Origin of the sequence: Aeromicrobium sp. 636, assembly GCF_024433585.1 — a bacterium.
GTDB classification, from domain to species: domain Bacteria; phylum Actinomycetota; class Actinomycetes; order Propionibacteriales; family Nocardioidaceae; genus Aeromicrobium; species Aeromicrobium senzhongii.
Window position 1 is genome coordinate 432949 of sequence record NZ_WNJU01000001.1, and the last position, 25954, is coordinate 458902.

The window sequence follows — 25954 nt, forward strand, 5'->3', positions numbered from 1 at the left end:
CGCGGCGGGCGCCGCAGTGTGAAGCATGAGTCTAGAGGGGGCGACCTACGGGACCCGACCCCAGCCGTCTGGAGGCCACGAATCTGAAACATGTGCGTCACACGTGATCTCTAGGCTCGGGGCATGTCTTCCCCCACCACCACCTCGCGCCCCACGCTGGCACTCCTGCACCTGCGCACGAGCCGCCCTCACGCGGCCCGGTTCCAGCAGGAGCTGGACGCCCTCAACGGCGCCACCGCGGCGGTGGCGCGGGGCCTCGGATGGCGGGTCCGGGCCGTCGCATCGGCGGAGGTCGAGCCCGAGGTGACGATGGCCGCCGTCCTGCGTGCCGACGCGGTCGTGCTGATGGGTGGTGAGGACGTCGACCCGACCTTCTACGACGGGGTCACCGACTACCCCGGGGCGGGCCACCACGAGCCCGAGGCCGACCGCGCCCACATCGAGGCCGTGCGCCGGTGCCTGGCTTCCGGGACCCCGTTGCTGGGCATCTGCCGGGGACTGCAGCTCCTGAACGTCGCGCTGGGCGGCACGCTCGTGCCCCACCTCGAGACCGGCCACGCGCACCGAGCCGACGGCGACGACCCCTTCGTCCCGAATCGGGTCGAGCTCCGCGGTGAGACGCTGGCCTCGTCGGTCGAGGTCGCCCGGGACGTGCTGTGCAGCCATCACCAGGCCGTCGACCGGCTCGGCGACGGACTCCGCGTGGTCGCGCACGGCGTCGACGGCGTGGTGGAGGCGGTCGTCCACGACAGCGCACCCATCACCGGGATCCAGTGGCACCCCGAGCATCCTGCGGTGGCCGAGCGCCAGCTCGCTCCCCTGCTGCGGCGTCTCGCCGAGCAGGCCGGCGTGCCGCAGCGGCCTGGTCAGGAGTACTCGGCCAGCACCGCGCGCGCGGCCTCCTCGACCACGACGTCGTCGTACTCGGCCTCGGGATCGTTGGTCGACGTGAACACCGCGAGGTAGACCGTCTGACCGTCGGGGCCGGTGACCACGCCGATGTCGTTGCGCATGCCGCCGGCACCACCGGACTTGTCGGCGACCTCCCACCCGGCCGGGAGGCTGGCACGGATCAGCGTGTCACCCGTGCTGTTGCCGCCCATCCAGTCCAGCAGGGTGCGACGTTCCCGAGGCGCGAGCGCCTTCGTCTCCACCGCCGCCTGCAGCGCCGTCGCGAACGCGGTCGGCGTCGTCGTGTTCGCGGCCTGGCCCGGCGTGACGGTGTTCAGGTCCGGCTCGTAGGAGTCGAGCTGCGTGCGGTCGTCGCCCAGGGTTCGCAGGAACTTCTCGACCGCCTCAGGGCCACCCACGGACCGGAGCACGAGGTTGGGTCTGCTGCACGACCTGGTGACAGTTTCGGTTAGGCCGCTTGGACCGCGGTTGGGGCCGTGATGATCTCGTATTCGACCGGGGCCAAACGTCCGAGGGCGGCTTGCCTCCGGCGTCGGTGGTAGGTCCTTTCGATCCAGCGGACGAGCGCGGTGCACAACTCCTCTCGGGTGGACCAGGAGCGACGGTCCAGGACGATCTTTTGCAGCAGCGAGAAGAACGACTCCATGGCGGCGTTGTCGCCGGCAGAGCCGACGCGGCCCATCGAGCCGATCATGGCGTGACGGTGGAGGGCGTGGACGAACTTCCTGCTGCGAAGCTGGGACACGCGGTCGGTTTGAAGCCCGCATCCGGCCACATCGCCTCGGCTGGCGACCACTTTGTTGAGAGCCTCGACAGCGACACGGGACTTCATCAGTGAGTCGATCGAATAGCCGACGATCCGGTTGGAGTAGACGTCCTTGATCGCACAGAGATAGAGCTTGCCCTCGCCGGTCCAGTGCTCGGTGATGTGGGCCAACCACACTCGTTCGGGGCGCCGGCGGCGAACTCGTGCCGGGTCACGCCGTACCTGGCCACGAAGGAGCACAGGTCGTCGTCGACCGGTGGCTCGGGCTTCTTGCCGTTCTGCCACGCTTCTTGCCAAACGCTGACCACCAACCCTGGGTCGAGAAGATCCGCCAGGCGGTCCGCTCTGCCATCGGCTGCCCGGCATCGTGTGCCTCATCAACCAAGAACCGGTAGCCGAACTCCGGGGCGTCGAGATGGGCGTCGAACAACGTGTTCGCCGGATACGCTTCGATTAGTTCGGCGTCGGTGACCGGACGGGCGAGCCAGCGGTAGTAGGGCTGGCGGGCGATCTTGAGCACCCGGCACGTCACCGCGACGGGGATCCCATCGGCGGCCAGCTCGCGGACGAGCGGGTAGCTCATTTTCCCGGCAGCTTCGCTTGCGATGTTCATTGCGATGTCGTCGGACGACTCATCGACTTCGTACGCGGTGAGGGTCCGCTTCTTGTAGGTCATCGTGTGCACGCTTGAGCGTATGTCATCCAAAGCTCGCCCGGCATGGGGAAACTCGAGGATGGAGTCGATGTGATCAAGGATCGCCTCGACCGCGCGCCGCGCGGCATCGGCGCTGGAATTCTCGGCGATCCAGTCGTCAATGCCTTGTCGATGCTGTTTGGCTTCGGGGGTGTAGTGGATGTGGCCCGTCATGAACGGGCGGCCCACTTTGACGTCAGGCGCTGCCTGACGTCTGTTGCCGGGATCGCGCGGTTTTTGGGTCCGCCTTGAGGCGGTCGTATGCCGCGGCCGCCTCCGTCCGCAGCCATGCCTCTGACGCCAGGTGGAAGGCTTCGTCGGGATCAACGGTTTCGAGGAGTCGCAGAGCGACGTGCTTTCGCACGTCAGCGGGCAACGACATGCCGACCTCGTAGAACTCGGACTCACTCACCGTCATGCCACAAATGTATGCCCCACGAGCGACTCGGAACGGCTCGTTACATCAGCCTTCGCTGCCCACTCTCGGCGGAAGGTTGCCTGCCAAGGGCACTCCAGCCCTTGCAAGCTGTCGCGCGTCCATGCAGCACGCCCAGGCATCGTGCGCCAGCCACGAAGTTCCGCCGAGATCTTTGAGTATCTAATCCGAAGACCAACGAGTACCGAAGCCGTACCGTGCCCATATGGATGATCGATGGGGGATCTCGTCTCGACGATTACACGAGACCCTGATCGGCGGGAAATGGGTCGCTTCCACGGGTGATCAATTGATCCGCGTGACTGACCCGAGTTATGATCGGCCGATCTGTTTCGTGCGTGAAAGCAGTCCAGAGAACGTCGACGAGGCGGTTGCGGCAGCCGCTGCGGTACTCCCGGTTCTGCGCAACTTGTCGATTGAGGGGCGCATCGCTCGCTTGGAAGCGCTGGAGCGCGAACTCGAACTACGCGCACCGGCACTCGCGCTCGCGATCTCCGAGCAGATCGGAATGCCTCTCCAACATTGCCTGAACCACCAGATTGCCGGAGCCATCGCAGTCGTTCCCCAAACAATCGAGGCGTTGAGGTCCCTCGACTTCACAGAACGTATCGGCCGGTCCGTTGTCACTCGCGAACCGGTCGGCGTGGTTGCCGCGATAACGCCGTGGAACTATCCACTTTTTCAAATGCTGAGCAAGATTGCGCCGGCGTTCGCCGCCAGGTGCCCCGTCGTTCTCAAACCGAGCGAAGTGACGCCCGTAGACGCACTGATCCTGGCTGAAGCTCTCGAGGCTGCTGACTTCCCACCGGGCGCGGTAAATCTGGCCTTCGGAACGGGTCCGCAGATCGGCGAACAGCTCATTCGCGATTCCCGTGTCTCCATGGTGTCTTTCACTGGCTCAACTCACGCGGGACGCCGCGTCGCGGCGCTCGCCGCCAGCCGAATCAAGCGATTAAGCTTGGAACTTGGCGGAAAGTCACCATCCATCGTGCTGCCCAGCAGCCAAATGGAAGCCGCTGTTGCCGCCACGGTTCACAGCGCGATGATCAACAGCGGCCAGCGGTGTACCGCGCTCAGCCGGCTCATCGTTCCCATGGAAGACCTCGCGTTTGTCGAGCACCTTGCGGCAACCGCGGCTGCGAAGTATGTCGTGGGCCCTGCCGACCTGGCCGATTCGGACCTGGGACCGGTTGCAAATCTGAATCAACGGCATCGGGTCACCGACCACATTGAACGAGCCCACATTGATGGAGCACGTGTCGTGTGGTCGTACCCCTCCGATGCGCTGCCCACCCGTGGCTACTTCGTGGCGCCGCACATCTTCACCGCCCCTGACCCGAATATCGCTCTGGCACAGCAAGAGGTGTTCGGTCCAGTGCTCACCATCCTCCCGTATGCCGGGGAGGACGACGCGGTTGCCATCGCGAACGGCACCGAGTACGGACTGAACGCGGCAGTATGGGCTCGCACCGATGACGAAGCGTGTGGTTTCGCCTCGAAGGTCCAGGCCGGCTCCATTGACATCAACGGCGCCAACTGGAACGGTCTCGCGCCTTTCGGCGGATACAAACAGTCCGGGATCGGCCGAGAACTTGGCGCTCACGGAATCCTGGGATTCACCGAAATCAAGTCGGTCCAGATGCCGCGATCTTGACGCTGATTGAGTCCGGCGAACGCCAGCAACCGCGCCAGAGGGGAGAGGACCGAGCGTCTGCCGACGCGACGAATTCTTGCCCCTCCTCCATCCCACAGCACGGCCTTCGCCGCGCCAGACCGATCGGAATGACTTGACCTCTTCTCCGCGACGTACCTCCTATCAGTCGACCTACGCCATCCTCGCCGTCGCTGCTGTCTCGTTCTCCCTCCTTCAATCCATGACGGTGCCGGTCCTTCCGAGGATCGCGTTGGAACTCAATACCGACTTGGCGACGGTCACCTGGGTTCTGACCGGATATCTACTCGCCGCCGCGGTGGCCACCCCGATCATCGGGCGTCTCGGGGATGCCTATGGAAAAAAGCGGATGCTCGTGATCTCCCTGATGTTCCTGTGCCTGGGATCACTACTTGCTGCGGTGGCCCCCTCCATCGAAGTCATGATCACGGCAAGGATGATTTCTGGTGTGGGTGGCGGCGTACTGCCGCTGGCGTTCGGCATCATTCGAGACGAGTTCCCCGAGCACCGAATCGGCTCCGCCGCGTCATTCGTCTCATCCCTCATGGCTGTGGGCTTTGGCCTCGGAATCGTGATCGCCGGTCCGATCATCGACGGCTTGGGCTTCGACTGGCTGTTCTGGATTCCGTTCATCCTGACTGGCGTGGCAGCCGTGGCAACCATCGTCTTCGTGCCAGAGTCGCCGGTGCGTACCCCCGGACATGTTCCAATCCTGCCGGCCATGCTGTTGGCTGGCTGGCTGCTCGTACTTCTTCTCGGCTTGAAGGAGGCGCCCGAATGGGGTTGGACTTCACCGCCTCTCGTCCTCACGATGGTCGCCGCGGCTGCCATCGCGGCGACATGGGTCGCCGTGGAGCGGCGGATTCCGGTCCCTCTCGTCGACATACACATGATGAAACGTCGCGGCGTGTGGACAACGAACCTGGTCGCCCTGTTGATCGGGTTCTCGCTGTATGCCCTGTTCGGCTTCATGCCCCAATTTCTGCAGACGCCCGGGTCCACGGGTTACGGGTTTGGCCTCACCGTCACGGAGTCCGGTTTGCTGACACTCCCCAATGCAGTGGCAACCTTTGTCTGCGGACTCGTCGCTGCTCCACTCGCGAGAGCAATTGGCGCCAAGACGGTGGTCATCGCAGGCAGTGGGATCGGCGCCGGCGCCATCTTGGCCTTCACGCAACTGCACGAGACGCACATCCAGGTGATGATCGTCAACGGCCTGACGGGGTTCGGCACTGGTTTAGTGTTCGCGAGTCTCGCCCCCTTGATCCTGGCGGCCGTTCCGCCAGAGCAGTCCGGCGTCGCCAACGGAATGAACACGAATATCCGTACCATCGGCGGCGCGATCGGCGCGGCCGTCATGGCCACCATCCTGACGTCTGCTGTTGATGCAGATGGCTTTCCCCTGGAGTCCGCTTACGTCGCCGCCTTCACCGTGCTGGCGGCGGTCACCTCGTGTGCGGGCTTTGTCGGCTTTCTGATTCCGTCATCCGCGAAAGCCGGAAATCCTCCGGACTCGATGGGACCGGACGAGCCGTTCCTGGCCGCGAACGCACCAAGGTCGGATCGGACCCGCAGAGGCTAGTGGTGACCCCCACCCAGATATGATGCGCATCACAACGGAGGTCTTCATGGGCCGACGAGTTTGTGTTTTTCAGACGGTCCAAGGAGAAATATGACCTCCGGCAGAATCCAAGCGATCAGCGACGTGGCGGCGGCATTGCTGTCAGCGGAAGTCGAGATCGGCAGCGCATTCGCACGGCAGTGGTGGCGAGACAACCAAGACACGGGCGAGTTGGAATCAGAGACCCACAGCGCACGGGACGTGGTGCAGCGGTGCGCACATTCGCTCATGGCAGACGTCATCGCCGACGTGGACATTTCGGACTTGTCCGGGCCTGGCCAGAGGTTCGCAGAAGCTGGGTTGTCGGCAACTACGGTGTTGGACTGGTTTCGCGGGCTTGAGAGCACGATCACCGATTTCGTACTCGGCCTCGACGAGATCGACCTGCACATCGTGCGTCAGACCCATTCCCGGGTCTCGGCGTTCTTTGACGCGTCGAGCAGTTCGGAACTGCAGAACTTCGAGAACACGTTCGACGAGTTGGGGACGTGGTATTCCGCAGTGGCCAACGACATGGTGGCTTATCTGACGTCGGGAGCCGCAGTCGATGAAGGCTCGGTCAACCGGCAATCCAGAAAGCTCGGGTTGGATCCGCGCCTCCCCTATCGCGCCATCGCCATCAGAGCGGATTCTGGCATCTCGGCTCATCGATGGGCGCTCATTCGTCACAGGCTCGTCACGGTCGTGACGCGTCTGAACTCTCAGCCGAATCCGCTGGTGCAAGAGCGTAAGGGACTCCTGCTCGCGCTGATCTCGCCCGCCACGTCAAATGCTGAGTTGGTCCAGATGTTGGAGTCGCTGCTGGACGACCCTGAGCTCAAACGAACGCTGTACGTCGGCACAGGAGAGACGGTGGACTGCTTGGCCGACGCCGGCCGCAGCTGCCGACAGGCTCTTTCCGCGCTCGAGATCGGAATGTTCCGCGAACAGCAGGGGAAGGTGACGCAGTGCACCGACGTCATCTTGGAAGTTCTACTGACACACAACCACTGGGTGTCGCACCGACTCATCGACTCGCGGCTCGGGCCGCTCGTAGGGAAGCCCAACATCATCGAAACGCTTCGTGCATACATCGACTGCAACATGTCTCTTCAGCGTACGGCCGAGGAAATTTTCGTACATCCCAACACCGTCGCCTACCGTTTGCGCCAAATCACCAAACTGACCGGTCGAGACATGCGAAACGTTTCAGATTTGGCGGACCTCTCGGTCGCCCTTGCAGCACTGGACGTCATCAAGATGTACGGCAACACGGGGGCTGAGAGCACGAACCTGCACTCGGCCATCTTGGCCGGTGCCGACGCGCGAATCGATTGACGAGGCACGACAAGCGCACGACCCCCGGGCCACGAACGTCGGGTGGCACCGAGGGTCGCGCACGTGCAGGCGTCACCGCCACAGCGCTGCCTACGACCCTACGTGAGAACCTCGAACTCCACGCCCATCAGTGTCGTCGGCGCAGCAGTGACGTGGGGCCCACGAACCGCAAACGATCGAATCCTGCCGGGAAGATCTTCCCGTTCAGTCCGGTGCAAGGCGATCGACGCAGTCCCCGGCCATGAGAGGAGCACACCCTGTTCCTCGACGGAAACGACTCCCCCGAGCAGATCGCCATACAGCGCCAACGCACGTGACTCATCACAGACATCGAAGTTGATCACCGGTAGATCCGCCGATGGCGGATCGACGTCGGGCACCTTCCAGTCGGGCGCCTGGGCCAACTGAACGACGGTCCCGCACGCATGCCGAGGATGAATGAACGCCTCTTGCCACAACGGGTTGTCGAAGTTGGCGTACAGAATGGGAAACCCTGCACTCTCGGATGTGGCGACTGCCTCAGACAGATCGTCTACAAGGAACGTCAGGTGATGCGGGCCGGGCCCACCCCGCTGAATGAACCGCTCAAGAAAGTCGTTCTCCGCCACACGGGCAGGTGCCAAGATCTCCAACCGAATGCCTGATCGGAACAACCATTGTTGGGCGCGAAATCCGGGCGCATCTCCAATGGAAAGCGGCGAAGCACCGATGCTCTCGAGAAACGGGCGGGGAAGCGCGAGATCCCCGACCCCGACAGCGACGTGATCGAGAACAGCGCCCCCGATTGGTGTAGGTCCCTGACGCAGCGGACCGACACCGTCGGCGATGTGTACGTTCACGCGCCACCAAGAGGCGGGCCATAGACCTGCTTGCCGAGTACCTGTCCGCCGTCTGCGGTGAGCACCTCACCGGTGACATAGGCTGCGGCATCGCTCATCAACATGCCAGCAAGCCGAGCGATCTCAGCGGGCTCAGCGAACCGTCCGAGCGGAACGGAGGCGGCCACGTGGTCGTACTCCTCCTGGGTCCCCCACAGCGCAGCGCCCGCACCCTCGGTGAGGGTGGGTCCCGGTGCGATGCAGTTCAATCGAATTCCGTGTTGCGCCCATTCGACGGCCAAGGTCTTGGTCATCGCGAGCACGCCGGCCTTCGCCGCCGCGCTGTGGACCGTGCCCGGATGTCCAGTCCAGGCGTAGGTGGCAATGACACTCAGGATCGCTCCGGGAGTCTGGCGCGCGATCATCTCGCGGGCCACCGCGGACGTACAATTCCACGTGCCATTGAGAACGATGTCGACGACGGCTCGCCAGCCGTTCGCGGACAACTCTTCGGCTCGACAGACGAAGTTCCCCGCGGCATTGTTGACGAGCCCGTCAATTCGCCCGTACTTCTCGACGACATCCTCGACTGCCGACTGAACTGCCTCGGCATCACGAACGTCGAAGGTGCGCGCCCAGGCACGACCGCCAACTGCTTCAATCTTGCTGACGACTTCGTCGAGAGTCTCCTGTGTGCGTCCAGCGACGACGACCATAGCGCCCGAGGCAGCCAGGTCCTCCGCGATCGCAGCGCCGATACCGCCGCCGCCACCAGTCACGAGAATGACGCGGTTCTCGGCGTTTTCACTCATGGTCATTTTCCAACTTCCTGATGATTGACAGAAATCGAGATCAACTGAACATTCCGCGCTTGAGAATGTTCCGGGCAATCAGCATTCGGTTGATTTCGGAGGTTCCCTCCCAAATGCGCTCGATACGGACGTTCCGGTAGGCACGCTCCACGAATGTGTCGTTCATGTATCCGGAACCGCCGAAGATCTGAAGGACCCGATCCGCGACGCGGCCGACGGCCTCGCTCGCGAACACCTTCACAGCTGACGCCTTGGCATTGAGCCGGCGGGGATCGACACCTTGGTCGACGTCCCACGCGGCGTTGTAGACCATCATGCGCGTGGCATAGAGGTCCATCGCACAGTCAGCCAGCATGATCTGGACGGCTTGGAAATTGCCGATCGGCTCGCCGAACTGAACACGCTGCTGGGACCATTCGAGCGCGTCGTCAATGAGTCGCGCCATGGGACCGACGCAGTTCGCGGCAGTCATGATGCGCCCGTGCTGCAGCCAGTCCTTGGCGATGTTGAATCCGCCGCCGACCTCACCCAGCACGTTCCCCGCAGGAACAACGCAGTCGTCAAACAGGAGCTCCACCTGCTCGTCGCCTCGAAGTCCCATCGTCTTGTGCTTCTGGCCCACCGTGAAGCCAGGGGTTCCCTTCTCCACGAGGAAAGCCGTGATTCCCGGATTCGCACTGCCCGGGTCCGTTGCAGCAAAGACCGTGGCGAAATCGGCGGCACCGCCGCGCGTGATGAACCGCTTTCGACCGTTGATCAGCCAATCGCCGTTGGCTTGCCGGGTTGCGCGTGTCTTGAGGGCACCGGCGTCGGAGCCCGTATCCGGTTCGGTGAGCGCGAAGCACTCCTCCTTCTCGCCCCGGATGGACGGGAACAGGAACCGCTCGCGCTGGTCACCTTCACAGGCCAGCAAGATGGCGGAGGTGTGCGGAATCGCCGTCAGCGTTCCCGGATGCGCCCGAGAGAGCTCCTCGCGCACCAACGCACCCGCCAAGGCCCCCATGCCGGAACCGCCAACCTCCTCGGGAAGGCTGAGCGCATTGAGACCCAGGTCGACAGCGCGACGCCTCAGCTTGTCGAAAACGTCGGCAGGCAGACCATCGTGCTCCTCCACGTAGTCTTCCTGCGGGATCAGGTCTTCTTCCACAAACTTTCGGATGGTCCGTCGAAAATCAACGAGTTCCTCGGGGATCGAGAAGTCCATTACATGCCTTTCAAGTCGTATGTCGTGGTCCCAGCGGTCTCAACGGATCGCTGGCGGTCGTGGATGCGCACGAGAACCCATCGGGCACCCGCGCATGAGTCACTTCCAGGGATCGGTTCAGCGGCCTTCAAAACGCGCTGGACGACGTTCGGAGAGTGCCGTCACCCCTTCGACGTGGTCCCAGGTCTGGCGACAGATGTCGCCTGCGGCGCGTTCGTTCTGAAGCGCCGCCTCGAATGCCAGTCCGTACGCCGAGCGCATGTTGCGCTTGGCCAGACCAAGAGCAACAGTCGGGCCGGCTGCGTAGGTCGTGGCTTGCTCCATGGCCGCGCAAAGGAGGGCATCGGGATCGAGAACGCGTGAGACCAGGCCCAGGCGCAGTGCCTCATCGGCCTCCACGACGCGACCTGTGAACACCATGTCCGCCGCCCAGGCCTCACCGACGATTCGGGGAAGCAGGTAGGAGCCGCCACCATCAGGCGAGTAGGCAATTCCGGTGTAGGCCTCGGAGAAACGTGCCACCGATGACGCGAACCTGACGTCGGCTGCAAGCGTCAGATCGCATCCCGCCCCATAGGCGAGTCCGTTGACGGCTGCGACGACCGGCTTCGGCAGCCAGTAGAGCCGCGACATCACCGAGTGCAGTTCGGACGTCCAGTCAGGCGTCGAACGGTCGACATGATGATCCGAGGAGTAGGCCATGTCCGCACCAGCGGAGAAGGCGCGCCCATTTCCGGTCAGCACCACGGCGCGCACCGACTTCTCACCCCAGGCTCGGTTGACCGCGCCTGACAACTGCTGAAGCACCTCGAGGTTCAAGGCATTCAACTTCTCCGGTCGGTCGAGGGTGATCACGCCGACGTTGCCGACTACGGACCAGCTCACAAGTTCAGAATTTGACACGCGCCATCCAATCTCTTGATGTGTGAAAAGGCTCAAACGAGCCTCAGTCGTTGGCGAGGACCACGCCTGCGGCCGGGTCCCACGCCATGACGAAACCTGCAGATCCATCGAGAGTTGCCACCGAGGAAGCACTGCGGACGATCCCGGGGGTGCCGTCGTTCAGCAGGACCCGCTGCTTCCAGGAGGAGCCGAGGAACAGTTCTTCTTCGAGGTGAACGTCGACGAAGTTCCAGTCCTCCGGCACTTCGGATTCAGACGCGAAGAGATCCAACGACTCGGGGCGGATCAGCAACGAGCACTTGCTCCCGGCCAGTGACGTGTTCTCCTCAGCCCACACATGCGCACCGCCCACTGTCGCCAGTTTCACCCGGCCCGCTCTCGCTTCCACGACCACGGCGGGGAGCACCGTGGATTCGCCGAGGAAGGTTCCGACGAACAGGGTCTGTGGCCGGTAATAGAGGTCATCGGCGTTGCCGAGCTGTTCGATCCTGCCTCGGTTAAACACCGCGATACGGTCCGACAGGACGAGCGCTTCTTCTTGGTCGTGCGTGACGTAGATGCACGTACTCTTGATCTCTCGATGGATGCGGCGAATCTCCAACTGCAGCTCTTCGCGCAGTTTCCGGTCCAAGGCACCGAGCGGTTCGTCCATCAAGAGCACATTCGGGCCGAAGACCATGGCTCGCGCCAGTGCCACACGCTGCTGCATACCGCCGGAGAGTTCCTTCGGGTAGAGATCGCCCTTCCCGTTCAGACGCACGGTTTCCAATGCCGCATCCACCAATTTCGCGCGCTCGTCCTTGGGCACCTTCCTCGTCTTGAGCGGGTACTCCAGATTTCCGCGGACGGTCATGTGCGGGAACAGTGCGTAGTTCTGGAACACCATGCCGATGTTCCGCTTGTACGGCGGAAGCCGATCGACTTGCCGGCCGCCGAGACGGATGGACCCCGTCTCCGACTGCTCGAATCCTGCGATCATGTTGAGCGTGGTGGTCTTGCCACCGCCACTGGGCCCCAGGAAACTCAGGAACTCTCCCGGCATCACCTGAAGGTTCACCTCGTCAACTGCACGCATGTTCCCGTAGGTCTTTGACACAGACTCGAGTTCGATACCGCCAGACTCGGCATCGACGCTTGCTCGCGACAGTTCAGTCATTTCTCATCCGTCCCATTGGTAATTTGATGTCTCATGCGCTCACGCGCGTACGTGCCCTCTGGCCTGCTACGACCGCAACCACGCCGATCAAGATCGCGACGACGAGCATCGAGGCGATGGCGGCGACGGTCGGGTCGGTCGATTCGGAGATCCGAATGAAGAGTCGGACGGGTAGGGTCTGCAAGCTCGGGCTGCTAATGAAGCTCGCGACGACGACCTCGTCCCAACTCGTGATGAAGGCGAAGACCGAGCCGGCAATCACGCCCGGCGCGATCAACGGCAAGGTCACCTTCATGAAGGTCCGAGTGCGATTGGCTCCCAGACTTGCGGATGCACGCTCGACGGTGGAATCAAATCCCTGGAGTGAAGCCCACACGGGAATGAACACCATCGGAAGCGCCATCATCGAGTGTGAGAGGACGAAGCCTTGGTAGGTGCCGACCATGTTCAGTTCGAGGAACACTGAGTAGTTCGCGAATGCGATGAGGACGGTCGGCACGACGATGGGAGCGATGATCATCGCAATCGCCATGATCTGGCGCTTCGGCGTCAACTTCCTCACGCCGAGCGCTGCCATGGTTCCCGCGACGACCGAAACAACCGTCGAGAGCGTCGCGATCAGCAGGCTGTTTCGCACCCGGGACGCCCACTCCGGGCTACTCCAAAATTCTTCGTACCACTTGAGGGAGTACTCGGCCGGCGGGAAGTGGAAGGATCGCGCTTCCGAGAAACCCAAGGGGAACACCACGACGAACGGAGCCACCAACACCACCGCGACGAACACACACGCCACGACCAGGCTGCTTCTGAAAAAGCGATGGGACCTCATCCCTGCCTCCCTTGCCAACGAGTTACCGGAATGAGCAGGAGCCGAACGACCGCGATGGAGACGATCGAACCGACCAAGAGCGTCACGCCTAGTGCTGCGCCCTTCGGGAGATCGCCTGTCGTGACGACCTGCTGCTGAATGAGAACAGAGATCATGGTGTTCCGTGGGCTACCCATCAACAGGGGCGTGAGGTAGAACCCCAGCGAGAGAATGCAGGTCGTCACCGCTCCGGCCATGACGCCCGGCAGAGCGAGGGGAAGGTGAACGGTCCGCCAGGCCCGGAGCCCTCGAGCGCCCAGGCTGCTCGCCGCGGCCAACGTGCGCGGATCGATCTTGGACATCGTCGCGTACATCGGCAGGAGGCAGAACGGAAGAAGCATCTGGGCCATGGTCAGCACCACTGCTGGCATCGTGCCGAGAATCTCGGCCTCCGGAATCCCGAAGACCGCGAGCATCCGGTCCAAGATTCCCTCGGGCTGCAAGATCACGAGCCACGAGAAGAGACGCACCAACGCGTTCGTCCAGAACGGCAGGAGCACAATCACCCAGAGAAGCAGCCTCACTCTCTTCGATGCGATGGTCATGTAGTAGGCGTACGGGTACGAGATGATCACGCAGGTGACCGTCACCACGATTGCTGTCATAACGGTCTGCTTGATCACGTGCTGGTTGAACGAGTCGCTGATCACCCATACGTAGTCGTCCAAACCCTCGGTGAACGACAGATTGATCGTCTTCAGGAGCGGATATGCAAAGCCGACGAGAAGAAGAAGCGCTGCGGGCGCGAGCAGGCCAGCTGTCGCGCCCGCCCCTCCCCAACCACGTCGCGTGGTTGGGGAGGAGCTCTCCTTCAAGCCGGGGACTGCACGTTCGCGTTCGCCTATCCGGACGGACACTGGCGCACCTCAGCCCTTCGTCATGAAGTCGGCGTGATGCTTCGCGATCTCGGCGACGAAGTCAGATCCGCCGTACGTCTCGGACCAAACCATCAACATGTCCTGAGCTTCAGCGCTCGGCACGTAGTAGGGCTTCATCGACTCCGGGACGCTGGGCTCGGCGACCAGGTTCGCCGGGCTGTAGATCTGGGTCTCGGCGACCTCCGACTGCTGTGCCGGACCCGCCATGAAGTTCAACAGCGCCCAGCCCGCCTCCACGTTCTTCGAGCCCCGAGGGATGGAAACGGTTCCGACACCGACCGCACCGGTACCGTCAATCGGCACGTACGCCGAGCCCGTGTTCTGAGCCGCGTTGTACGCCCGACCCAAGTAAGCGGAGGCCATGGCGACTCGGCCCTGCTCCAACTGCTGCTGTTGGTCGGCCGAGGTCGCGGCATACACGATCTCGGTCCGGATCTTCTCCATGACGGCAGCTGCCTCATCGAACGGGAAGTCGGCTGCGATCTGCTCGTCCGTGAAGCCGGCAGCACGCGCCGCCATCGTCCACGTCAGTGTGTCGGGGAACGCCGCGTCACCGATCAGCATGCGCTTGCCGGGGTACTTGTCGACGTCGAAGAAGTCCTCGGGTGAAGACGGCGGGTCGCTCTTGAACTTCTCTTCGCTGTACAGCAGGTACGAGGGCGAGAGATCGATCGGCATGGCACGCAGGGCGCCCTGACGATCTCGCGCATCCTCCACGGCCGTAGGCGAGAGATTCGAGATGTCGACCTTGTCGGTGTCAATCTCCAGGAGGCAGTCGGCGCACTTCTTCTTCGAGTCGAGGTTCAATCCGTAGACCACATCCCACAGCACATTGCCCGACTCGACCATCGCCTGAAGCTTCGGGAACGAGGTTGGCATGTCCACCGCCACCTTGGCACCGGAACACGCTTCGAAAGGCTTCACGAAAGCCGCAACCTGCGCGTCGGTGTACTCGCCACCCCACCCTGCGAACGTGAGCGTCTCACCCTTCAACGAATCACGGACGACGGTGCCCGCCTGGACACCTCCCGCGGGCGCTTCGTCCAGGCACGTCTCGGCGCTGAGCGCCGCTTGATCGACAGTTCCATCTTCGCTGGCGCAGGCTGCGAGCGGCACGAGCATGCCGAGCAGACCAGCGACGATTGTGACCCTGCTTTTCATTGATCCTCCAGTTTGTCTACGCGGGTTCCCGAGTGTGTGGCATCGCCCTCGTCACGAGGGAAGATGGCAATATCAACTGCTACTGCACCGCCAGGCGTGGCGATGATCGGATTGACGTCAATGGATTCGATCTGGCCGGAGAGGTCTTGCCCGAGCCGGTCGACACCTTCGATCACATCGATGAGTGCCTCGATGTCGACAGGCTTCTCACCTCGAGCTCCTTGAAGCAACGGCCAGATCTGAAGCCGCGTGAGCATGTCGTAGATGGCTTTCCGGGAGATACCGAGTACCGAGATTTGAGAGTCCTTCAGGATCTCGGTCCAGACACCGCCCGCGCCAACGACGAGGAATTCGCCGAGTGCCGGATCAGTGTGGACTCCCGCGATCACTTCGATCCCCTTGGAAGCCTGCTGCTGCACCAGGATCGGGCCGCAATCCAGTCCCAAGAGCTCGGTCAAGGCCTGCGTGAGGTCCTCCGGATTCTCGATCCCGAGCTTGACTCCACCAATATCTGACTTGTGCTGGATGTCTTCGCTGCCCAGTTTTGCGACCAACGGGAAGCCCATCCGTTGGGCCGCTCGAAGCCCTTCTTCGACCGAATCGACCACGACGCTCGCGGAAACCGGCGCATACTTCCCCAAGAGATCCATGGCCCCCTGGCCGGAGCGCGGAAGCCTGCCGAACGAGACAGCGGACCGACGGGTGGTTGGCGCTTCGGCGCTGTCATGGCTGCGTGAGAACTCATACAGATGGTTCAAGGCAAGCAAGGTTGTTCCGAAATCCGCCGTCACGACTGCCCCGTTCAGTCTGGCCGCGGCGACTGCTTCAGCGGGGGCTGCAAGCGGATCCGGGAGAATGACCAGTTTTCCGCTGTCGCGCAGGGAGTACGCGGCTTCGAGGCTCATCGAACCGCCGCCGAAGTCGGGCGAGCCGACGGGTCCCAAGTAGTTGTACTGGGTGACGATGACAACGGTGTCGACGTTCGGATCGTGTCCCACCGCGTCAAGAGCCTGCAGGATTCCCTCGCGAGGACTCGGATACCAGTCAAGCGGGTTCGACTTGTGGATGTAGGGACCGAGGCACTCGTTGAGTTTTTCGACCGTGCTCGGATGGAAACCGGGGTAGGTCAGCGCGACGTCCGGGGCAGAATCGTGAAGCAATTCAATCAATCCGCCACTTTGTGCCGCAAGCGCGACACCCGACGTCGGCCGATGCCCGGTTTGGAACAACGCAGCCGTCGTGAGGAGTTCGCGGATCGTGTCGACCACGATGACTCCGTGGTGTTTCAACTTGGCATCGAGCAATCGCGCCGGAGGAGCCAGAGCGCCTGTGTGCGCTGCGGCCGCATCGCGCGACAGGTCAGTACGACCGACCCGCAGCACGATGATCGGCTTGTGAAGCGACCTGGCCTTCTCGCACGCCTCGAAGAACCGCTCCGGATCGCGGATGGTCTCTACGAATAGGCAGATGCCCTCGCAGTTCTCGCGGTCCACCAACTCCGCAAGGAAATCGGCCGAACTGAGGGAGGCCTCGTTGCCGGTCGTGACGATGTAACCCCACTCAACGTTCTGTTCACCGTCCCCGACGATCTGGTCGGTCACGCCGCCACTGTTCGAGATCAACGCGAACGTCCCCTGCGGATCGAACCGCACCTCTTGGGCGAACAGTGCGACGCCGTCGACGCGATTGGCGATCCCGTAACAGTTGGGGCCGAGCAGCGCCATCCCCGCCTCATCGGCAGTCGCCCTGAGCGCCCGTTGCCGCTCAAGGCCCTCCGAGCCGATGTCGGCGAACCCACCGTCAAAGATCACAACGGCCTTCGCGCCGAGTCGCGCCGATGCTTCGACAATTTCCGGGACGTGGCGCGAACCGACCGCCGCGAGCACGATCTCGGGGACTTCCGTCACTTCCTCCAAGGACTCCACGAATGGAAATGCTTGGTTCTCAACAGCGCGACGACTGATCCCCGTCACGCCGCCTGGAATGTCGGAGTTGGCCAGGTTCCGAAGAATCGCGCCGCCGATGCTGTCCTGTGGGCGTGCACCAACCACGGCAACGCTCCTCGGCTTCATCAACGCCCGAACAGCCTCGGAGCGCCAGGCACCTTGAGTCATCTACGTGCTGCCTTATCTCTTGGGTTTGGGAGGCCGCCCGCCGTCGGATTCGGTTGCTCCGGCTCTCTCAGTTGCCAGAACTCTAAGTTCGTGATCTGGGCCACGTCTTTGGCGACGGGACACAACGAATTGGTGTGATCTTCGTGACATGCTGGGCGGCAGGCGACTCCACTAACGTGGATCTCTCGCTCAAAAGCCTGTTGATACTTTCGCTCGTAATCCGCCGTATTTGCGGATTCAATTGGTGCAAAGGGAGGTTGACGGTCCTCAGCTCGAACAATTTCTTGGTATGCGACTTGCATCACCAAGCAAAGGATGAGCGGGCCGCGCGCCTCAGTGCTGGAGAGACTTGGCTTTGGGTCCAAACCGCCTGCATTGCCTTGGCCATAGGCCCCGTCCATGTTGTTGAAACCCTCGACCCCTGAATCGCGCTGGGTTTCGTTCCACTTGATCAGTCAGGATGGAACGATGGCCAAGCATACGAACGAGATGCGTGAGCGGGCAGTGCGTACGGTCCTCGAGGTCCGCCCTGAGCACCCGCATGAGACCGCCGCGTTGCGGCACGTCGCGGGACTGCTGGGGATGAACACCGAGACCCTGCGGCATTGGGTCCACCGTGCCGAGATCGACGCCGGCAAGCGGCCCGGAACCACGACCGCCGAAGCCGAAGCCGAAGAGATCATGCGCCTCAAGCGTGAGGTCGCCGAACTTCGTCGTGCGAACGAGATCTTGAAGTCCGCATCAGCGTTTTTGCCAAGGAGCTCGACCGCCCCACGACGAGATGGTCCCGCTACATCGACGAGCACAAGGACCAGTTCGGGGTCGAGGCGATCTGCCGGGTGGTGCGCCCGGCGGATCGCAGGTCCATCACCTCCCGCGGCCACCGGGCCGCGAAGACGAGGCCGCCCTCGGCACGCTCGCTCAGGGATGAGTTGCTGGTGCCCGAGATCGTCCGGCTGGAAAGCCACGTGCGAGGGCGCGGTCGACCTCACCGGGCTGGTCCACCATGCCGACCACGGCTCGAACTACCTCTCATCGTCTACACCGACCGGATCGCAGAGCTCGGCGCGAAGCCGTCGACCGGCACGGTCGCGGACAATTACGACAATGCCCTCGCCGCGGCCGTCAACGGCCTGTACAAGACCGAGTTGATCCGCCGACGAGGGGCGTGGCGCACCGAACTCGCCACGCTGGAGTACGTGTGGTTGGTGGAACAACCAGCGCCTTCGCGGGGAGCTCGACATGTTGACCCCGCTCGAGGTTGAGGCGGCGTCCTACGCTGCCCAAGAGTCATCCCGGGCGGCACTCGCTGGCCAAGGAAACACATAGGAACGAAACCCAGCGCGATTCACCGCGACGTCGGCGGCCACTTGGGTTTGTGGAACGGCGCCGCATCCGCGACGGAGTTCTTGGGATTGCGTCGTATCGCACCGCCATGACTAGTGCGAGGCTGAGCACCGCTCTCGCGAGCTTCGCCCGGGAGTAGCTCCCGTTCCGCAAGGTCGTCTTGAGGAAGGTGTCCACTCGCCGGACTGTGATCTCTCGCAGCAGCAGCAGGTGCTCGAACGCCGGCAGCACCAAGGTGCGCATGTCGCGCTCACAGGGGGACTGGGTATTCAACGACGTCCGCCCCTCCTCCTTGAGGTCCGCGAGCCACATCGTGGCGAGCCGGGCGAACCTGGTGTCGGCCGTGATGTCGTCGAACTCGCCGTGCATCCGGCGGGCGCGATCCTGGCTTTCAGCGCACGGTCGGCGGCGCTGCGCGATGCTCCGGTGGCCCGGACTCGACGGACGGTGCCGTCTTCGTCCCGGAACCGCGTCGCGGCCTGGACCTGTCCCGAGTCGGTGAGGGTGAAGGCAATGGACCCGTAGGTGCCGATCGCCAGGCGTGGCTGGTCACCGCCGGGCGCCCCTCAGTCCGTGGCCGCGTTCACCCCGCCCCTCAGTTCGCACTGGTCGGCAAGCCACTGCTTTACGTCGCTGACGAAGTAACACAGTTGCCGGCCGACGTGGATAGGACACGGACCGGGTCCGACGCTACGCCAGTCGTACAGGGTGCGGATCGGGACGTCGAGGTAGGTCGAGAGCTCCTCGACGCTCATCATCGGTTCCAGTGTGGAAGGGGTGTGGGTGTCATTCATGCCGATTAGGTGTGCGCACTCGACCGCGCCACTCGGTCACGCACCACAAAAGACTGTACGGGAGTGGAAGCAGCGGGTAGGGCGGCCCTGGCATCCAATGTGGACACAAGGTCATCTGTCGGCCGCCGCGGTCCAGCGTGTGGGCTGAACCGCAGCGTCGACTCCGGTGTCCGTAGTGGACATGGGTCAGGCGCGCAACCGCCCGGCGGCGTGGTTGGCGGCGATGTAGCCGAACACGAGGCCCTGGGCAATCGTCGCACCCGGTCCGGGGTAGACCCGGCCGAAGGCGTTGCCGGCCGCGTTGCCGATGGCGTACAGGCCCTCGATGGTCGTTCCGTCGGGGCGCAGGGCACGGGCGAACTCGTCGGCCTTCACGCCACCGCAGGTGCCGAGGTCGCCGGGCACGACCTGGACCGCGTAGTACGGACCCTTGTCGATCGGGCCCAGGCACGGGTTCGGCTTGATGCCGGGGTCTCCGTAGTAGCGGTCATAGGCGCTGTCGCCGCGACCGAAGTCGTCGTCGTGCCCGGAGGCGCACAGGTTGTTGAAGCGTTCGACGCTCTGCGGCAGGGCCGGCATGCCCAGGTCGGCGGCCAGCTTCTCGAGCGAGTCGGCCTTCTTGACCACGCCCGCGTCGTACCACTCCTTCGGGAAGGACTGGCGAGGGAAGATGGATCCGCCGAACACGTACCGGTTGCGGTAGCGCTGGTCGAAGATCATCCACACCGGCAGGTCCTGCGCGAGGAGGTCCTTGCCGGCCGACATGTAGTTGACAGCTTCGTTCATGAAGCGCTCGCCGGCCTGGTTGACGATGATCTGGCCGGGCAGCGAACGCTCGGCGAGCAGCGTGCCCGGCATGGGGCCGGGGATGGGGACCGCCGGGAACCACCAGGCCTCTTCCAGGAAGGCGAGGTCCGCGCCGATCCCTTGGGCGATGGTGATCGCGTCGCCGGTGTTGGCGGGGTTGCCGAGCGCCCAGTCCGTGTCCAGCTTCTCGGACTGGTGGGCGTGCCGCATCGCCTCGTTGCGGTCGAAACCACCCGCCGCGAGGATCACGCCGTGCTTGGCCCGGACGCTGATGTCCTTGCCGTCGCGCTGGACCACGACGCCGACGACTCGATCGTCCTCGACGATCAGTTCCTTCAGCGGGGACTCCAGCCAGACCGGGATGTTCCGGGCCCGGACCCCGGCGTACAGCCCGGCGGCCAGCGCGCCGCCCCCGGCGATGTACTCGCGCTTGATGGCCAGACCTCCGACGCCCATCCCCAGCAGGCGCGCGGCGACGAAGATGCCGCGCGGGGTGCGCGCCACGAGGTTGAGCCACTTGTAGCTGGTGCCGCTCACGGGCATCGGGAACGGTGCCTCCAGCGCGGGCGGACGCAGCTTGCCCCGGTCGGCGCCGAGCTTGCGCGCGTTGAACGGCTTCGGTTCCATGGCCCGACCGGCCGTCGACCCGCCCGGGAGTTCGGGGAAATAGTCCGCGTAGTCGGTCATGTGACCGAACTTCAGCGGCGTCAGGCGCGCCAGCGCCTTCACGGCCTCGGCGCCGTGGGACAGGAACGACTTCCAGCGAGCTTCGGGTGCCTCCCCGCGGGTCACCGCAGCCAGGTACTTGGTCGCCTCGGACATCGGGTCCTCCGCGCCGGCCTCGGTCAGCATCGGGTTGCTCGGAACCCAGAAACCACCGCCGGACAGGGCGGTCGAACCGCCGACGTATTCCGACTTCTCCACCAGGAGAACCGACAGTCCTGCCTCCGCCGCCGCAAGCGCGGCCAGCATCCCTGTGCCAGTTCCCACGACCACCAGGTCGAATGACTTGTTATCCATCTCACACTCCTCCGTTTGCGGACTAATACTTATCACATGGCAGGTTTTCGCGGCACGGCGATCCACCCACACCTCGACGCCGCCGCGTGGGGGTGGGAGATAGTGGTCCGGTGACCAAGGTTGGACGTGGGCCGTACAAGGTCGGACTGGCAAAGCGCGCTGAGATTCTCGACGCGGCTCTCCAGGAGTTCTCGGTCGTGGGGTTCGAGGCGGCCTCGCTGCGCTCGATCGCCACCCGGGTGGGCATCACCCACGCCGGACTGCAGCACCATTTCGCGTCCAAGGACGACCTGCTGCTTGGCGTGCTGTTGGCTCAAGAGGAGGCTGACCGGCAGTTCTTCGATGCGGACGCTCCGCTCGACGTCGACGACCTCATCGACGCATATACGCGTGTCGCCGAGCGCCGTCGATCCACCCCCGCCTGGGTCCGGCTCTGGATCAGCCTCAAGTTGAGTGTCGCCGCGCAACCGGAGCACATCGCAGCGGACCACGTTCGCCGTCGGGTCGAAGCCTGGGAGCAGGAACTGGTCGACCTGTTCGATCGCGCCCAGCGCGAGGGCGTCATCGCTGCCGATCTCGACTGCATCGACGCCGCCCGCGGACTGCTCGCGTTGAACGAGGGACTGATGATCCGGCAGATGCTCGACCCGAGTATCGACGTGGATGGCCCCTTGCGTTGGGCGTTCGCTCAACTTCACCCGCGCGACCGGCGGTGACGGGGCACCCCGCGTCCGCTTGCTGCGAACGCGGGAGGCCCGCAAACGACACGTCTGGTGTTGCGCGACCCTCGGCGCCTACAACGCAGCCGAGCGAGTGGAGTCCTTGACCGACTGTTCCGCGATCCAGGCGAGGTCGGGCATCGTCTGCGTCTCGAGCGTCTTCATGAACATGCGCTCCTCGCGAGGCTGGCTCTGCTCGAAGACGTCGAGCATCTCGCCCGAGGCACCCGTCTCGCCGAAGACCTGTGTCCAGTTCTCGACGACATCCTCCGGCGTGAGCTCAGGGTTCAAGTAGCCACGGACGCCCGCGAGGAACACTCGGGCGATCCGGCCGCCCCCGGCGGTGAAGGCCTCGCCCGTGGTGGGCGCGTTCTCGTGGAGCAGCGGGGCGACGGCGATCGCCACCTTCTCCGGCTGGAGCGTCGCGCGCATGAAGGTGATCAACTCCGTCTCTTCGCCGTCGGCGCTGTCGCCGACCGTCTCGGTGAAGGCCCACGGCATCACGGTATTGGCGATGATGCCGTGCTCCTGGCCTGCTGCGGACACCTGCCTGGCCAAGGCGAAGACCGCCAACTTCGACGTCGCGTAGTCGAGCTCATACCCGGTCGGGCTGTACCAGAACCCGGTTCCCACAGCGGACGAGGTGAACAGGACGCGCCCGTACTTCTGCGCGACGAAGTGCGGCCAGACAGCGCGGTTCAACTGCAACGACCCGCGCACGTTGACGTCCATGTACCTGTCGAACCTCGGCGACGGCGCCTCCTGGACCAGGCCGGAACCATCCATGTCGCGCCCCAACGGCACGCCGGCGTTGTGGACCACGATGTCGACCCGTCCATACTTCGCGATCGTTGCGTCGACCAACGCGCGTGCGTCGTCGTCGATCCCGATCTCACCGGCAACCGCGATGGCGTCTCCCCCGGCAGACCGAATCTGCTCACACACGAGTTCGGCACGCTCGATGTTCCGCGGCAGCTCGTTCACGACCACACGCGCTCCGCGCGAAGCCAGGAGACGAGCGTGCGCCGCGCCGATTCCGATACCTGCTCCCGTGACAATCGCTACTCGTCCGTCGTACCGAAGCTCTTCAACCATGATCTCGACCTCTCGGGTCACTGAATTAAGTGGGCATTGATGCCCACTTAACGTAGCCCTGGTGCGCCCGGCAGGCAATACGCGGGAGAGCAACAGAAGAGAGCGTCTGGCGTAGGCGCCGACGTCCTGGCGTGCCCTACTAGACTGCAGCAGCACCAACCCGGAGGAAGTCCGCGATGCCGTCCAAGAAGAGGTCCGACGCGGTACAGAATCGCGCCGCCATCCTCGATGCTGCTCGCGACCTCTTCGCCTCCGAGGGCGCGGACGTGCCTCTCGCACGCATCGCCGAGCGGGCGGGCGTCGGCCGCGCAACGCTGCAGAGACACTTCCCTCATCGACACGATCTTGCAGCCGCCATCTATCTCGAGAATCTCGCCCGCGTCGAGGACCTGGCCCACGCGGTGGCGGATGAACCGGATGCGGCACTGCTGATCCTGAACGAGATCATCTCGTTTCATGCCGGATCCAGTCGGGTGCTTGCTGCGCTCGATGCCGACCGTGTCGAAGAGGTTGAATCGATCAGGCTCCGCACGAGAAACCTGCTGAGCGGTCCGGTGGCTCAGGGCAGACGGGACGGCCGATTGGCCGCTTCGGTTGATGAGGAAGACCTGCTTCTCGCCATCGAGATGATCGTGGGCGCCATGACCCTGTCCAACCACCGGGAACCCGAGGAGCTGATCACTCGCGCGATGCGGATCGTGCGCGACGGACTGGCGGCCAGACCGGAGGCCTCGCAGCCGAACCTTGGGTGACAACGTGGGCACATGATGAACGGCTTGCACACGCGCTGCCCGCTGCCGACTTTCGTCTGCTCCGGTGTCCGGAAATGACGAAAGCCCCGGTCTCCCGGGGCTTTCCGTTGTCGGGCTGACAGGATTTGAACCTGCGACCCCCTGACCCCCAGTCAGGTGCGCTACCAAGCTGCGCTACAGCCCGTGACAACTCTCCGATCCTACCCCACGCCTCGCCGACTCCCGCTACGGACCCCGCCCCGTGGTGGGCGTTCTCACTGGACCATCCGCCGAGCCGGGTGGATAGTGAGGTGTCCGACGGAAGGAACTCCATGACCCCCAGAATGACCGCCGTTGTCGCGGCGCTCGCCGCGTTCATGGTCGCACTCGCGCCCGGCGCGGCCGAGGCCAGGACGAAGCCGAAGGTCGAGCTGTCCTTCCACATCGCCAAGGTCACGCTGGGCTCCCAGTCGATGTTCGCCGGACGGGTCGGCTCGAAGAAGGCCATCGGGGCCAAGGTCGCCCTGCAGCGGAAGACGGCCAAGGGCTGGCGAACCGTCAAGACCACCAAGGTCGATCGGTGGTCCAGGTACTCCGCCACCGTCCGGGTCACCGCGAGGAAGTCCACGTACCGCGTCAAGCTCCATGCCACGAAGAAGGTGAGGACTGCGTACTCGCGCCGCGTCATCGTGAGGGCGGCGAAGGCACGCACCGAGGGTGAGAAGGCGCGCGCCATCATCGAGCGCGACGTCAACGCGTACCGCAAGAAGCACGGGCGCGGCCCGATCGCGCTGATCCCATCGCTCAACCGCAGTGCCCAGCTCTGGGTCAGGGACCTCGCCGTCGCGGCGCCGGATCCTCAGCCGCACGACTACATCCCCGACGGCGTCACCTTGCGTGCCGCGCACGAAAGCGCCGAATCCGGAGCGCGCGGTCGGATCGCCGCCTGGCGGGCGGACCGGCCGACACGACGGGCTCTCCTCACCGGGAACGCGCTGTTCGGAGCCGGTTACGTGGCGTCGCGGGACTGGATCTCCTTCGTCGCCGTGACTCCGTGGTACGAGGAGCCGTACGGGGGCTGACCCAGCGCAAGGGCCCTGGTGCGCACACACTGGAGACATGGCCGTCATCGAGAACTCCAAGGTCGCCGTCATCGGAGCCGGCAGTGTGGGCACCGCGATCGCGTACGCCTGCCTGATCCGTCGATCGGCGCGCACCATCGCGCTGTACGACGTGAACCAGGCGAAGGTCGAGGCAGAGGTCCTCGATCTGCAGCATGGTGCGCTCTACACGGGCAGCAGCCAGATCATCGGCGGCGCCGACCCCTCCGTGGTCGCCGGCGCGCATCTCGTGGTGATCACGGCGGGCGCGAAGCAGGACCCGGGCCAGTCGCGCATCGACTTGGCGGGGACGAACGTCCGGATCCTCGAGAGCCTGCTTCCCGTCCTGATGGAGCAGGCCCCGAATGCCGTCTACATGCTGGTGACCAACCCGTGCGACGTCCTGACCGTGGCCGCCCAGCAGATCACGGGACTGCCCGACGAGCGGGTGATGGCGTCGGGCACCGTGCTCGACACCTCACGACTTCGCCAATTGCTCGCCACCCGGGCAGGCATCGCGCCCAACAGCGTCCACGCCGACATCGTCGGTGAGCACGGCGACACCGAGTTCGCCCTCTGGTCCCAGGCACGCATCGGCCCCGTGCCCATCCTGGACTGGCAGCCCTCCAGCACCGCCCCCGAACGTCGCCCCTTCACCCACGCCGAGCTCGACGAGATCGCCGACACCGTCCGCAACGCGGCGTACAAGGTCATCGAGGGCAAGGGGGCCACCAACTACGCGATCGGCATCTCGGCTGCCCGCATCGTCGAGGCGATCCTCAACGACGAGAACGCCGTCCTGCCGGTGAGCATCGTCCACCGCGGTCACCACGGCATCGACGGCGTCGCCCTGTCCCTACCGAGTGTCGTGAACTCCCGCGGCGTCGCCCAGGTCCTCGACGTGCGCATGTCGGCGCAGGAGGATCGGCACCTGCACGCCTCGGCCGAGGCACTGAAAAAGGTCCAGGAGGACCTCGGAATCTGACGCGCCCGTCGGTGGTGCAACGGC

The 25954-nt window shown here is 64.2% G+C and carries 24 protein-coding genes, 1 tRNA gene and 1 pseudogene; 9 read left to right on the forward strand and 17 right to left on the reverse strand.

Annotated features, from left to right (window positions below):
* Positions 1 to 123 precede the first annotated feature (123 nt).
* Positions 124 to 966 (forward strand): gamma-glutamyl-gamma-aminobutyrate hydrolase family protein, encoded by an 843-nt coding sequence (locus GL325_RS02125; protein ID WP_187768448.1) that lies wholly within the window; start codon positions 124 to 126, stop codon positions 964 to 966.
* Here the strand turns inward: GL325_RS02125 and GL325_RS02130 are convergent.
* Genes GL325_RS02130 through GL325_RS02145 form a run of 4 tightly spaced genes read right to left on the reverse strand, consistent with a single transcriptional unit; the run spans position 867 to position 2790 of the window.
* Complete coding sequence (locus tag GL325_RS02130; protein WP_187768449.1) at positions 867 to 1322, reverse strand: serine hydrolase; 456 nt, start codon at positions 1320 to 1322, stop codon at positions 867 to 869. The genes GL325_RS02125 and GL325_RS02130 overlap by 100 nt on opposite strands.
* A gap of 38 nt (positions 1323 to 1360) precedes the next feature.
* Positions 1361 to 1963: a DDE-type integrase/transposase/recombinase gene (locus GL325_RS02135; RefSeq protein ID WP_255955395.1), complete on the reverse strand. Its 603-nt coding sequence runs from the start codon at positions 1961 to 1963 to the stop codon at positions 1361 to 1363.
* Positions 1890 to 2546, reverse strand: coding sequence for a type II toxin-antitoxin system RelE/ParE family toxin (locus GL325_RS02140; RefSeq protein WP_187768451.1), 657 nt, complete (start codon positions 2544 to 2546; stop codon positions 1890 to 1892). Before GL325_RS02140 ends, GL325_RS02135 begins: the two co-directional genes overlap by 74 nt.
* 22 nt (positions 2547 to 2568) lie before the next feature.
* Positions 2569 to 2790 carry a hypothetical protein gene (locus GL325_RS02145; RefSeq protein WP_187768452.1) on the reverse strand — a complete coding sequence of 74 codons (222 nt, stop codon included), beginning with the start codon at positions 2788 to 2790 and terminating at the stop codon, positions 2569 to 2571.
* 223 nt (positions 2791 to 3013) lie between these two features.
* Between GL325_RS02145 and GL325_RS02150 the strand changes: the two genes are divergently transcribed.
* The 3 genes from GL325_RS02150 to GL325_RS02160 all read left to right on the forward strand — a co-directional run bounded on the left by GL325_RS02150 (position 3014) and on the right by GL325_RS02160 (position 7418).
* Positions 3014 to 4462: an aldehyde dehydrogenase family protein gene (locus GL325_RS02150; RefSeq protein ID WP_187768453.1), complete on the forward strand. Its 1449-nt coding sequence runs from the start codon at positions 3014 to 3016 to the stop codon at positions 4460 to 4462.
* 133 nt (positions 4463 to 4595) lie between these two features.
* Entirely contained in the window at positions 4596 to 6062 is a 1467-nt protein-coding gene (locus tag GL325_RS02155; RefSeq protein WP_255499313.1) for an MFS transporter, read from the forward strand.
* A 90-nt stretch (positions 6063 to 6152) separates the two neighbouring features.
* Positions 6153 to 7418 carry a CdaR family transcriptional regulator gene (locus GL325_RS02160; RefSeq protein WP_187768454.1) on the forward strand — a complete coding sequence of 422 codons (1266 nt, stop codon included), beginning with the start codon at positions 6153 to 6155 and terminating at the stop codon, positions 7416 to 7418.
* 98 nt (positions 7419 to 7516) lie between these two features.
* Here GL325_RS02160 and GL325_RS02165 read toward each other — a convergent pair whose 3' ends face one another.
* The 9 genes from GL325_RS02165 to GL325_RS02205 all read right to left on the reverse strand — a co-directional run bounded on the left by GL325_RS02165 (position 7517) and on the right by GL325_RS02205 (position 17332).
* A complete protein-coding gene (locus GL325_RS02165; protein ID WP_187768455.1) occupies positions 7517 to 8257 on the reverse strand; it encodes a VOC family protein in 741 nt (246 codons plus the stop codon).
* A complete protein-coding gene (locus tag GL325_RS02170; protein ID WP_187768456.1) occupies positions 8254 to 9054 on the reverse strand; it encodes an SDR family oxidoreductase in 801 nt (266 codons plus the stop codon). The genes GL325_RS02165 and GL325_RS02170 overlap by 4 nt, the downstream gene beginning before the upstream one ends.
* A gap of 34 nt (positions 9055 to 9088) precedes the next feature.
* Positions 9089 to 10252 (reverse strand): acyl-CoA dehydrogenase family protein, encoded by a 1164-nt coding sequence (locus tag GL325_RS02175; RefSeq protein WP_187768457.1) that lies wholly within the window; start codon positions 10250 to 10252, stop codon positions 9089 to 9091.
* 117 nt (positions 10253 to 10369) lie between these two features.
* Complete coding sequence (locus GL325_RS02180) at positions 10370 to 11137, reverse strand: enoyl-CoA hydratase/isomerase family protein (protein WP_187768458.1); 768 nt, start codon at positions 11135 to 11137, stop codon at positions 10370 to 10372.
* A 61-nt stretch (positions 11138 to 11198) separates the two neighbouring features.
* Positions 11199 to 12311: an ABC transporter ATP-binding protein gene (locus GL325_RS02185; protein WP_187768459.1), complete on the reverse strand. Its 1113-nt coding sequence runs from the start codon at positions 12309 to 12311 to the stop codon at positions 11199 to 11201.
* A 31-nt stretch (positions 12312 to 12342) separates the two neighbouring features.
* A complete protein-coding gene (locus tag GL325_RS02190) occupies positions 12343 to 13140 on the reverse strand; it encodes an ABC transporter permease (RefSeq protein WP_187768460.1) in 798 nt (265 codons plus the stop codon).
* Positions 13137 to 13994 carry an ABC transporter permease gene (locus tag GL325_RS02195; RefSeq protein WP_187768461.1) on the reverse strand — a complete coding sequence of 286 codons (858 nt, stop codon included), beginning with the start codon at positions 13992 to 13994 and terminating at the stop codon, positions 13137 to 13139. The genes GL325_RS02190 and GL325_RS02195 overlap by 4 nt, the downstream gene beginning before the upstream one ends.
* A gap of 51 nt (positions 13995 to 14045) precedes the next feature.
* Positions 14046 to 15179, reverse strand: coding sequence for an extracellular solute-binding protein (locus GL325_RS02200; protein ID WP_187768462.1), 1134 nt, complete (start codon positions 15177 to 15179; stop codon positions 14046 to 14048).
* Between the two features lie 35 nt (positions 15180 to 15214).
* Positions 15215 to 17332: an acetate--CoA ligase family protein gene (locus tag GL325_RS02205; RefSeq protein WP_187768463.1), complete on the reverse strand. Its 2118-nt coding sequence runs from the start codon at positions 17330 to 17332 to the stop codon at positions 15215 to 15217.
* A gap of 468 nt (positions 17333 to 17800) precedes the next feature.
* Between GL325_RS02205 and GL325_RS02210 the strand changes: the two are divergent.
* Positions 17801 to 18661 (forward strand): annotated as a pseudogene (locus GL325_RS02210) (transposase).
* A 584-nt stretch (positions 18662 to 19245) separates the two neighbouring features.
* Here the strand turns inward: GL325_RS02210 and GL325_RS02215 are convergent.
* Positions 19246 to 19437 carry an AlpA family transcriptional regulator gene (locus GL325_RS02215; RefSeq protein ID WP_223110949.1) on the reverse strand — a complete coding sequence of 64 codons (192 nt, stop codon included), beginning with the start codon at positions 19435 to 19437 and terminating at the stop codon, positions 19246 to 19248.
* A 222-nt stretch (positions 19438 to 19659) separates the two neighbouring features.
* A complete protein-coding gene (locus GL325_RS02220) occupies positions 19660 to 21300 on the reverse strand; it encodes an FAD-binding protein (RefSeq protein WP_187768464.1) in 1641 nt (546 codons plus the stop codon).
* A 110-nt stretch (positions 21301 to 21410) separates the two neighbouring features.
* Between GL325_RS02220 and GL325_RS02225 the strand changes: the two genes are divergently transcribed.
* Positions 21411 to 22016 carry a TetR/AcrR family transcriptional regulator gene (locus GL325_RS02225; RefSeq protein ID WP_154595023.1) on the forward strand — a complete coding sequence of 202 codons (606 nt, stop codon included), beginning with the start codon at positions 21411 to 21413 and terminating at the stop codon, positions 22014 to 22016.
* Between the two features lie 78 nt (positions 22017 to 22094).
* On the opposite strand, the gene GL325_RS02230 is transcribed toward GL325_RS02225, so the two are convergent.
* The gene (locus GL325_RS02230) at positions 22095 to 23270 is read right to left on the reverse strand and encodes an SDR family NAD(P)-dependent oxidoreductase (RefSeq protein WP_187768465.1); all 1176 of its coding nucleotides are present in this window, start codon (positions 23268 to 23270) and stop codon (positions 22095 to 22097) included.
* 20 nt (positions 23271 to 23290) lie between these two features.
* On the opposite strand from GL325_RS02230, the gene GL325_RS02235 reads away from it, so the two are divergent.
* Positions 23291 to 23866, forward strand: a complete 576-nt coding sequence (locus GL325_RS02235; RefSeq protein ID WP_187768466.1) for a TetR/AcrR family transcriptional regulator — start codon at positions 23291 to 23293, stop codon at positions 23864 to 23866.
* Positions 23867 to 23976: 110 nt separating this feature from the next.
* Here GL325_RS02235 and GL325_RS02240 read toward each other — a convergent pair.
* A tRNA-Pro gene (locus tag GL325_RS02240) sits at positions 23977 to 24050 on the reverse strand.
* Positions 24051 to 24189: 139 nt separating this feature from the next.
* On the opposite strand from GL325_RS02240, the gene GL325_RS02245 reads away from it, so the two are divergent.
* Together GL325_RS02245 and GL325_RS02250 are read left to right on the forward strand one after the other, a co-directional pair.
* Positions 24190 to 24927: a CAP domain-containing protein gene (locus GL325_RS02245; protein WP_154595033.1), complete on the forward strand. Its 738-nt coding sequence runs from the start codon at positions 24190 to 24192 to the stop codon at positions 24925 to 24927.
* A gap of 37 nt (positions 24928 to 24964) precedes the next feature.
* Positions 24965 to 25930 (forward strand): L-lactate dehydrogenase, encoded by a 966-nt coding sequence (locus GL325_RS02250; protein WP_154595034.1) that lies wholly within the window; start codon positions 24965 to 24967, stop codon positions 25928 to 25930.
* Positions 25931 to 25954 lie beyond the last annotated feature (24 nt).

Coding starts and splice junctions, on each gene's coding strand:
- GL325_RS02125 (WP_187768448.1), top strand. CDS start 124: ATGTCTTCCCCCACCACCACCTCGCGCCCCACGCTGGCACTCCTGCAC.
- GL325_RS02140 (WP_187768451.1), bottom strand. CDS start 2,546: ATGACGGGCCACATCCACTACACCCCCGAAGCCAAACAGCATCGACAA.
- GL325_RS02145 (WP_187768452.1), bottom strand. CDS start 2,790: ATGACGGTGAGTGAGTCCGAGTTCTACGAGGTCGGCATGTCGTTGCCC.
- GL325_RS02150 (WP_187768453.1), top strand. CDS start 3,014: ATGGATGATCGATGGGGGATCTCGTCTCGACGATTACACGAGACCCTG.
- GL325_RS02160 (WP_187768454.1), top strand. CDS start 6,153: ATGACCTCCGGCAGAATCCAAGCGATCAGCGACGTGGCGGCGGCATTG.
- GL325_RS02170 (WP_187768456.1), bottom strand. CDS start 9,054: ATGACCATGAGTGAAAACGCCGAGAACCGCGTCATTCTCGTGACTGGT.
- GL325_RS02175 (WP_187768457.1), bottom strand. CDS start 10,252: ATGGACTTCTCGATCCCCGAGGAACTCGTTGATTTTCGACGGACCATC.
- GL325_RS02185 (WP_187768459.1), bottom strand. CDS start 12,311: ATGACTGAACTGTCGCGAGCAAGCGTCGATGCCGAGTCTGGCGGTATC.
- GL325_RS02190 (WP_187768460.1), bottom strand. CDS start 13,140: ATGAGGTCCCATCGCTTTTTCAGAAGCAGCCTGGTCGTGGCGTGTGTG.
- GL325_RS02200 (WP_187768462.1), bottom strand. CDS start 15,179: ATGCTCGTGCCGCTCGCAGCCTGCGCCAGCGAAGATGGAACTGTCGAT.
- GL325_RS02205 (WP_187768463.1), bottom strand. CDS start 17,332: ATGACTCAAGGTGCCTGGCGCTCCGAGGCTGTTCGGGCGTTGATGAAG.
- GL325_RS02215 (WP_223110949.1), bottom strand. CDS start 19,437: ATGATGAGCGTCGAGGAGCTCTCGACCTACCTCGACGTCCCGATCCGC.
- GL325_RS02220 (WP_187768464.1), bottom strand. CDS start 21,300: ATGGATAACAAGTCATTCGACCTGGTGGTCGTGGGAACTGGCACAGGG.
- GL325_RS02235 (WP_187768466.1), top strand. CDS start 23,291: ATGCCGTCCAAGAAGAGGTCCGACGCGGTACAGAATCGCGCCGCCATC.
- GL325_RS02245 (WP_154595033.1), top strand. CDS start 24,190: ATGACCGCCGTTGTCGCGGCGCTCGCCGCGTTCATGGTCGCACTCGCG.
- GL325_RS02250 (WP_154595034.1), top strand. CDS start 24,965: ATGGCCGTCATCGAGAACTCCAAGGTCGCCGTCATCGGAGCCGGCAGT.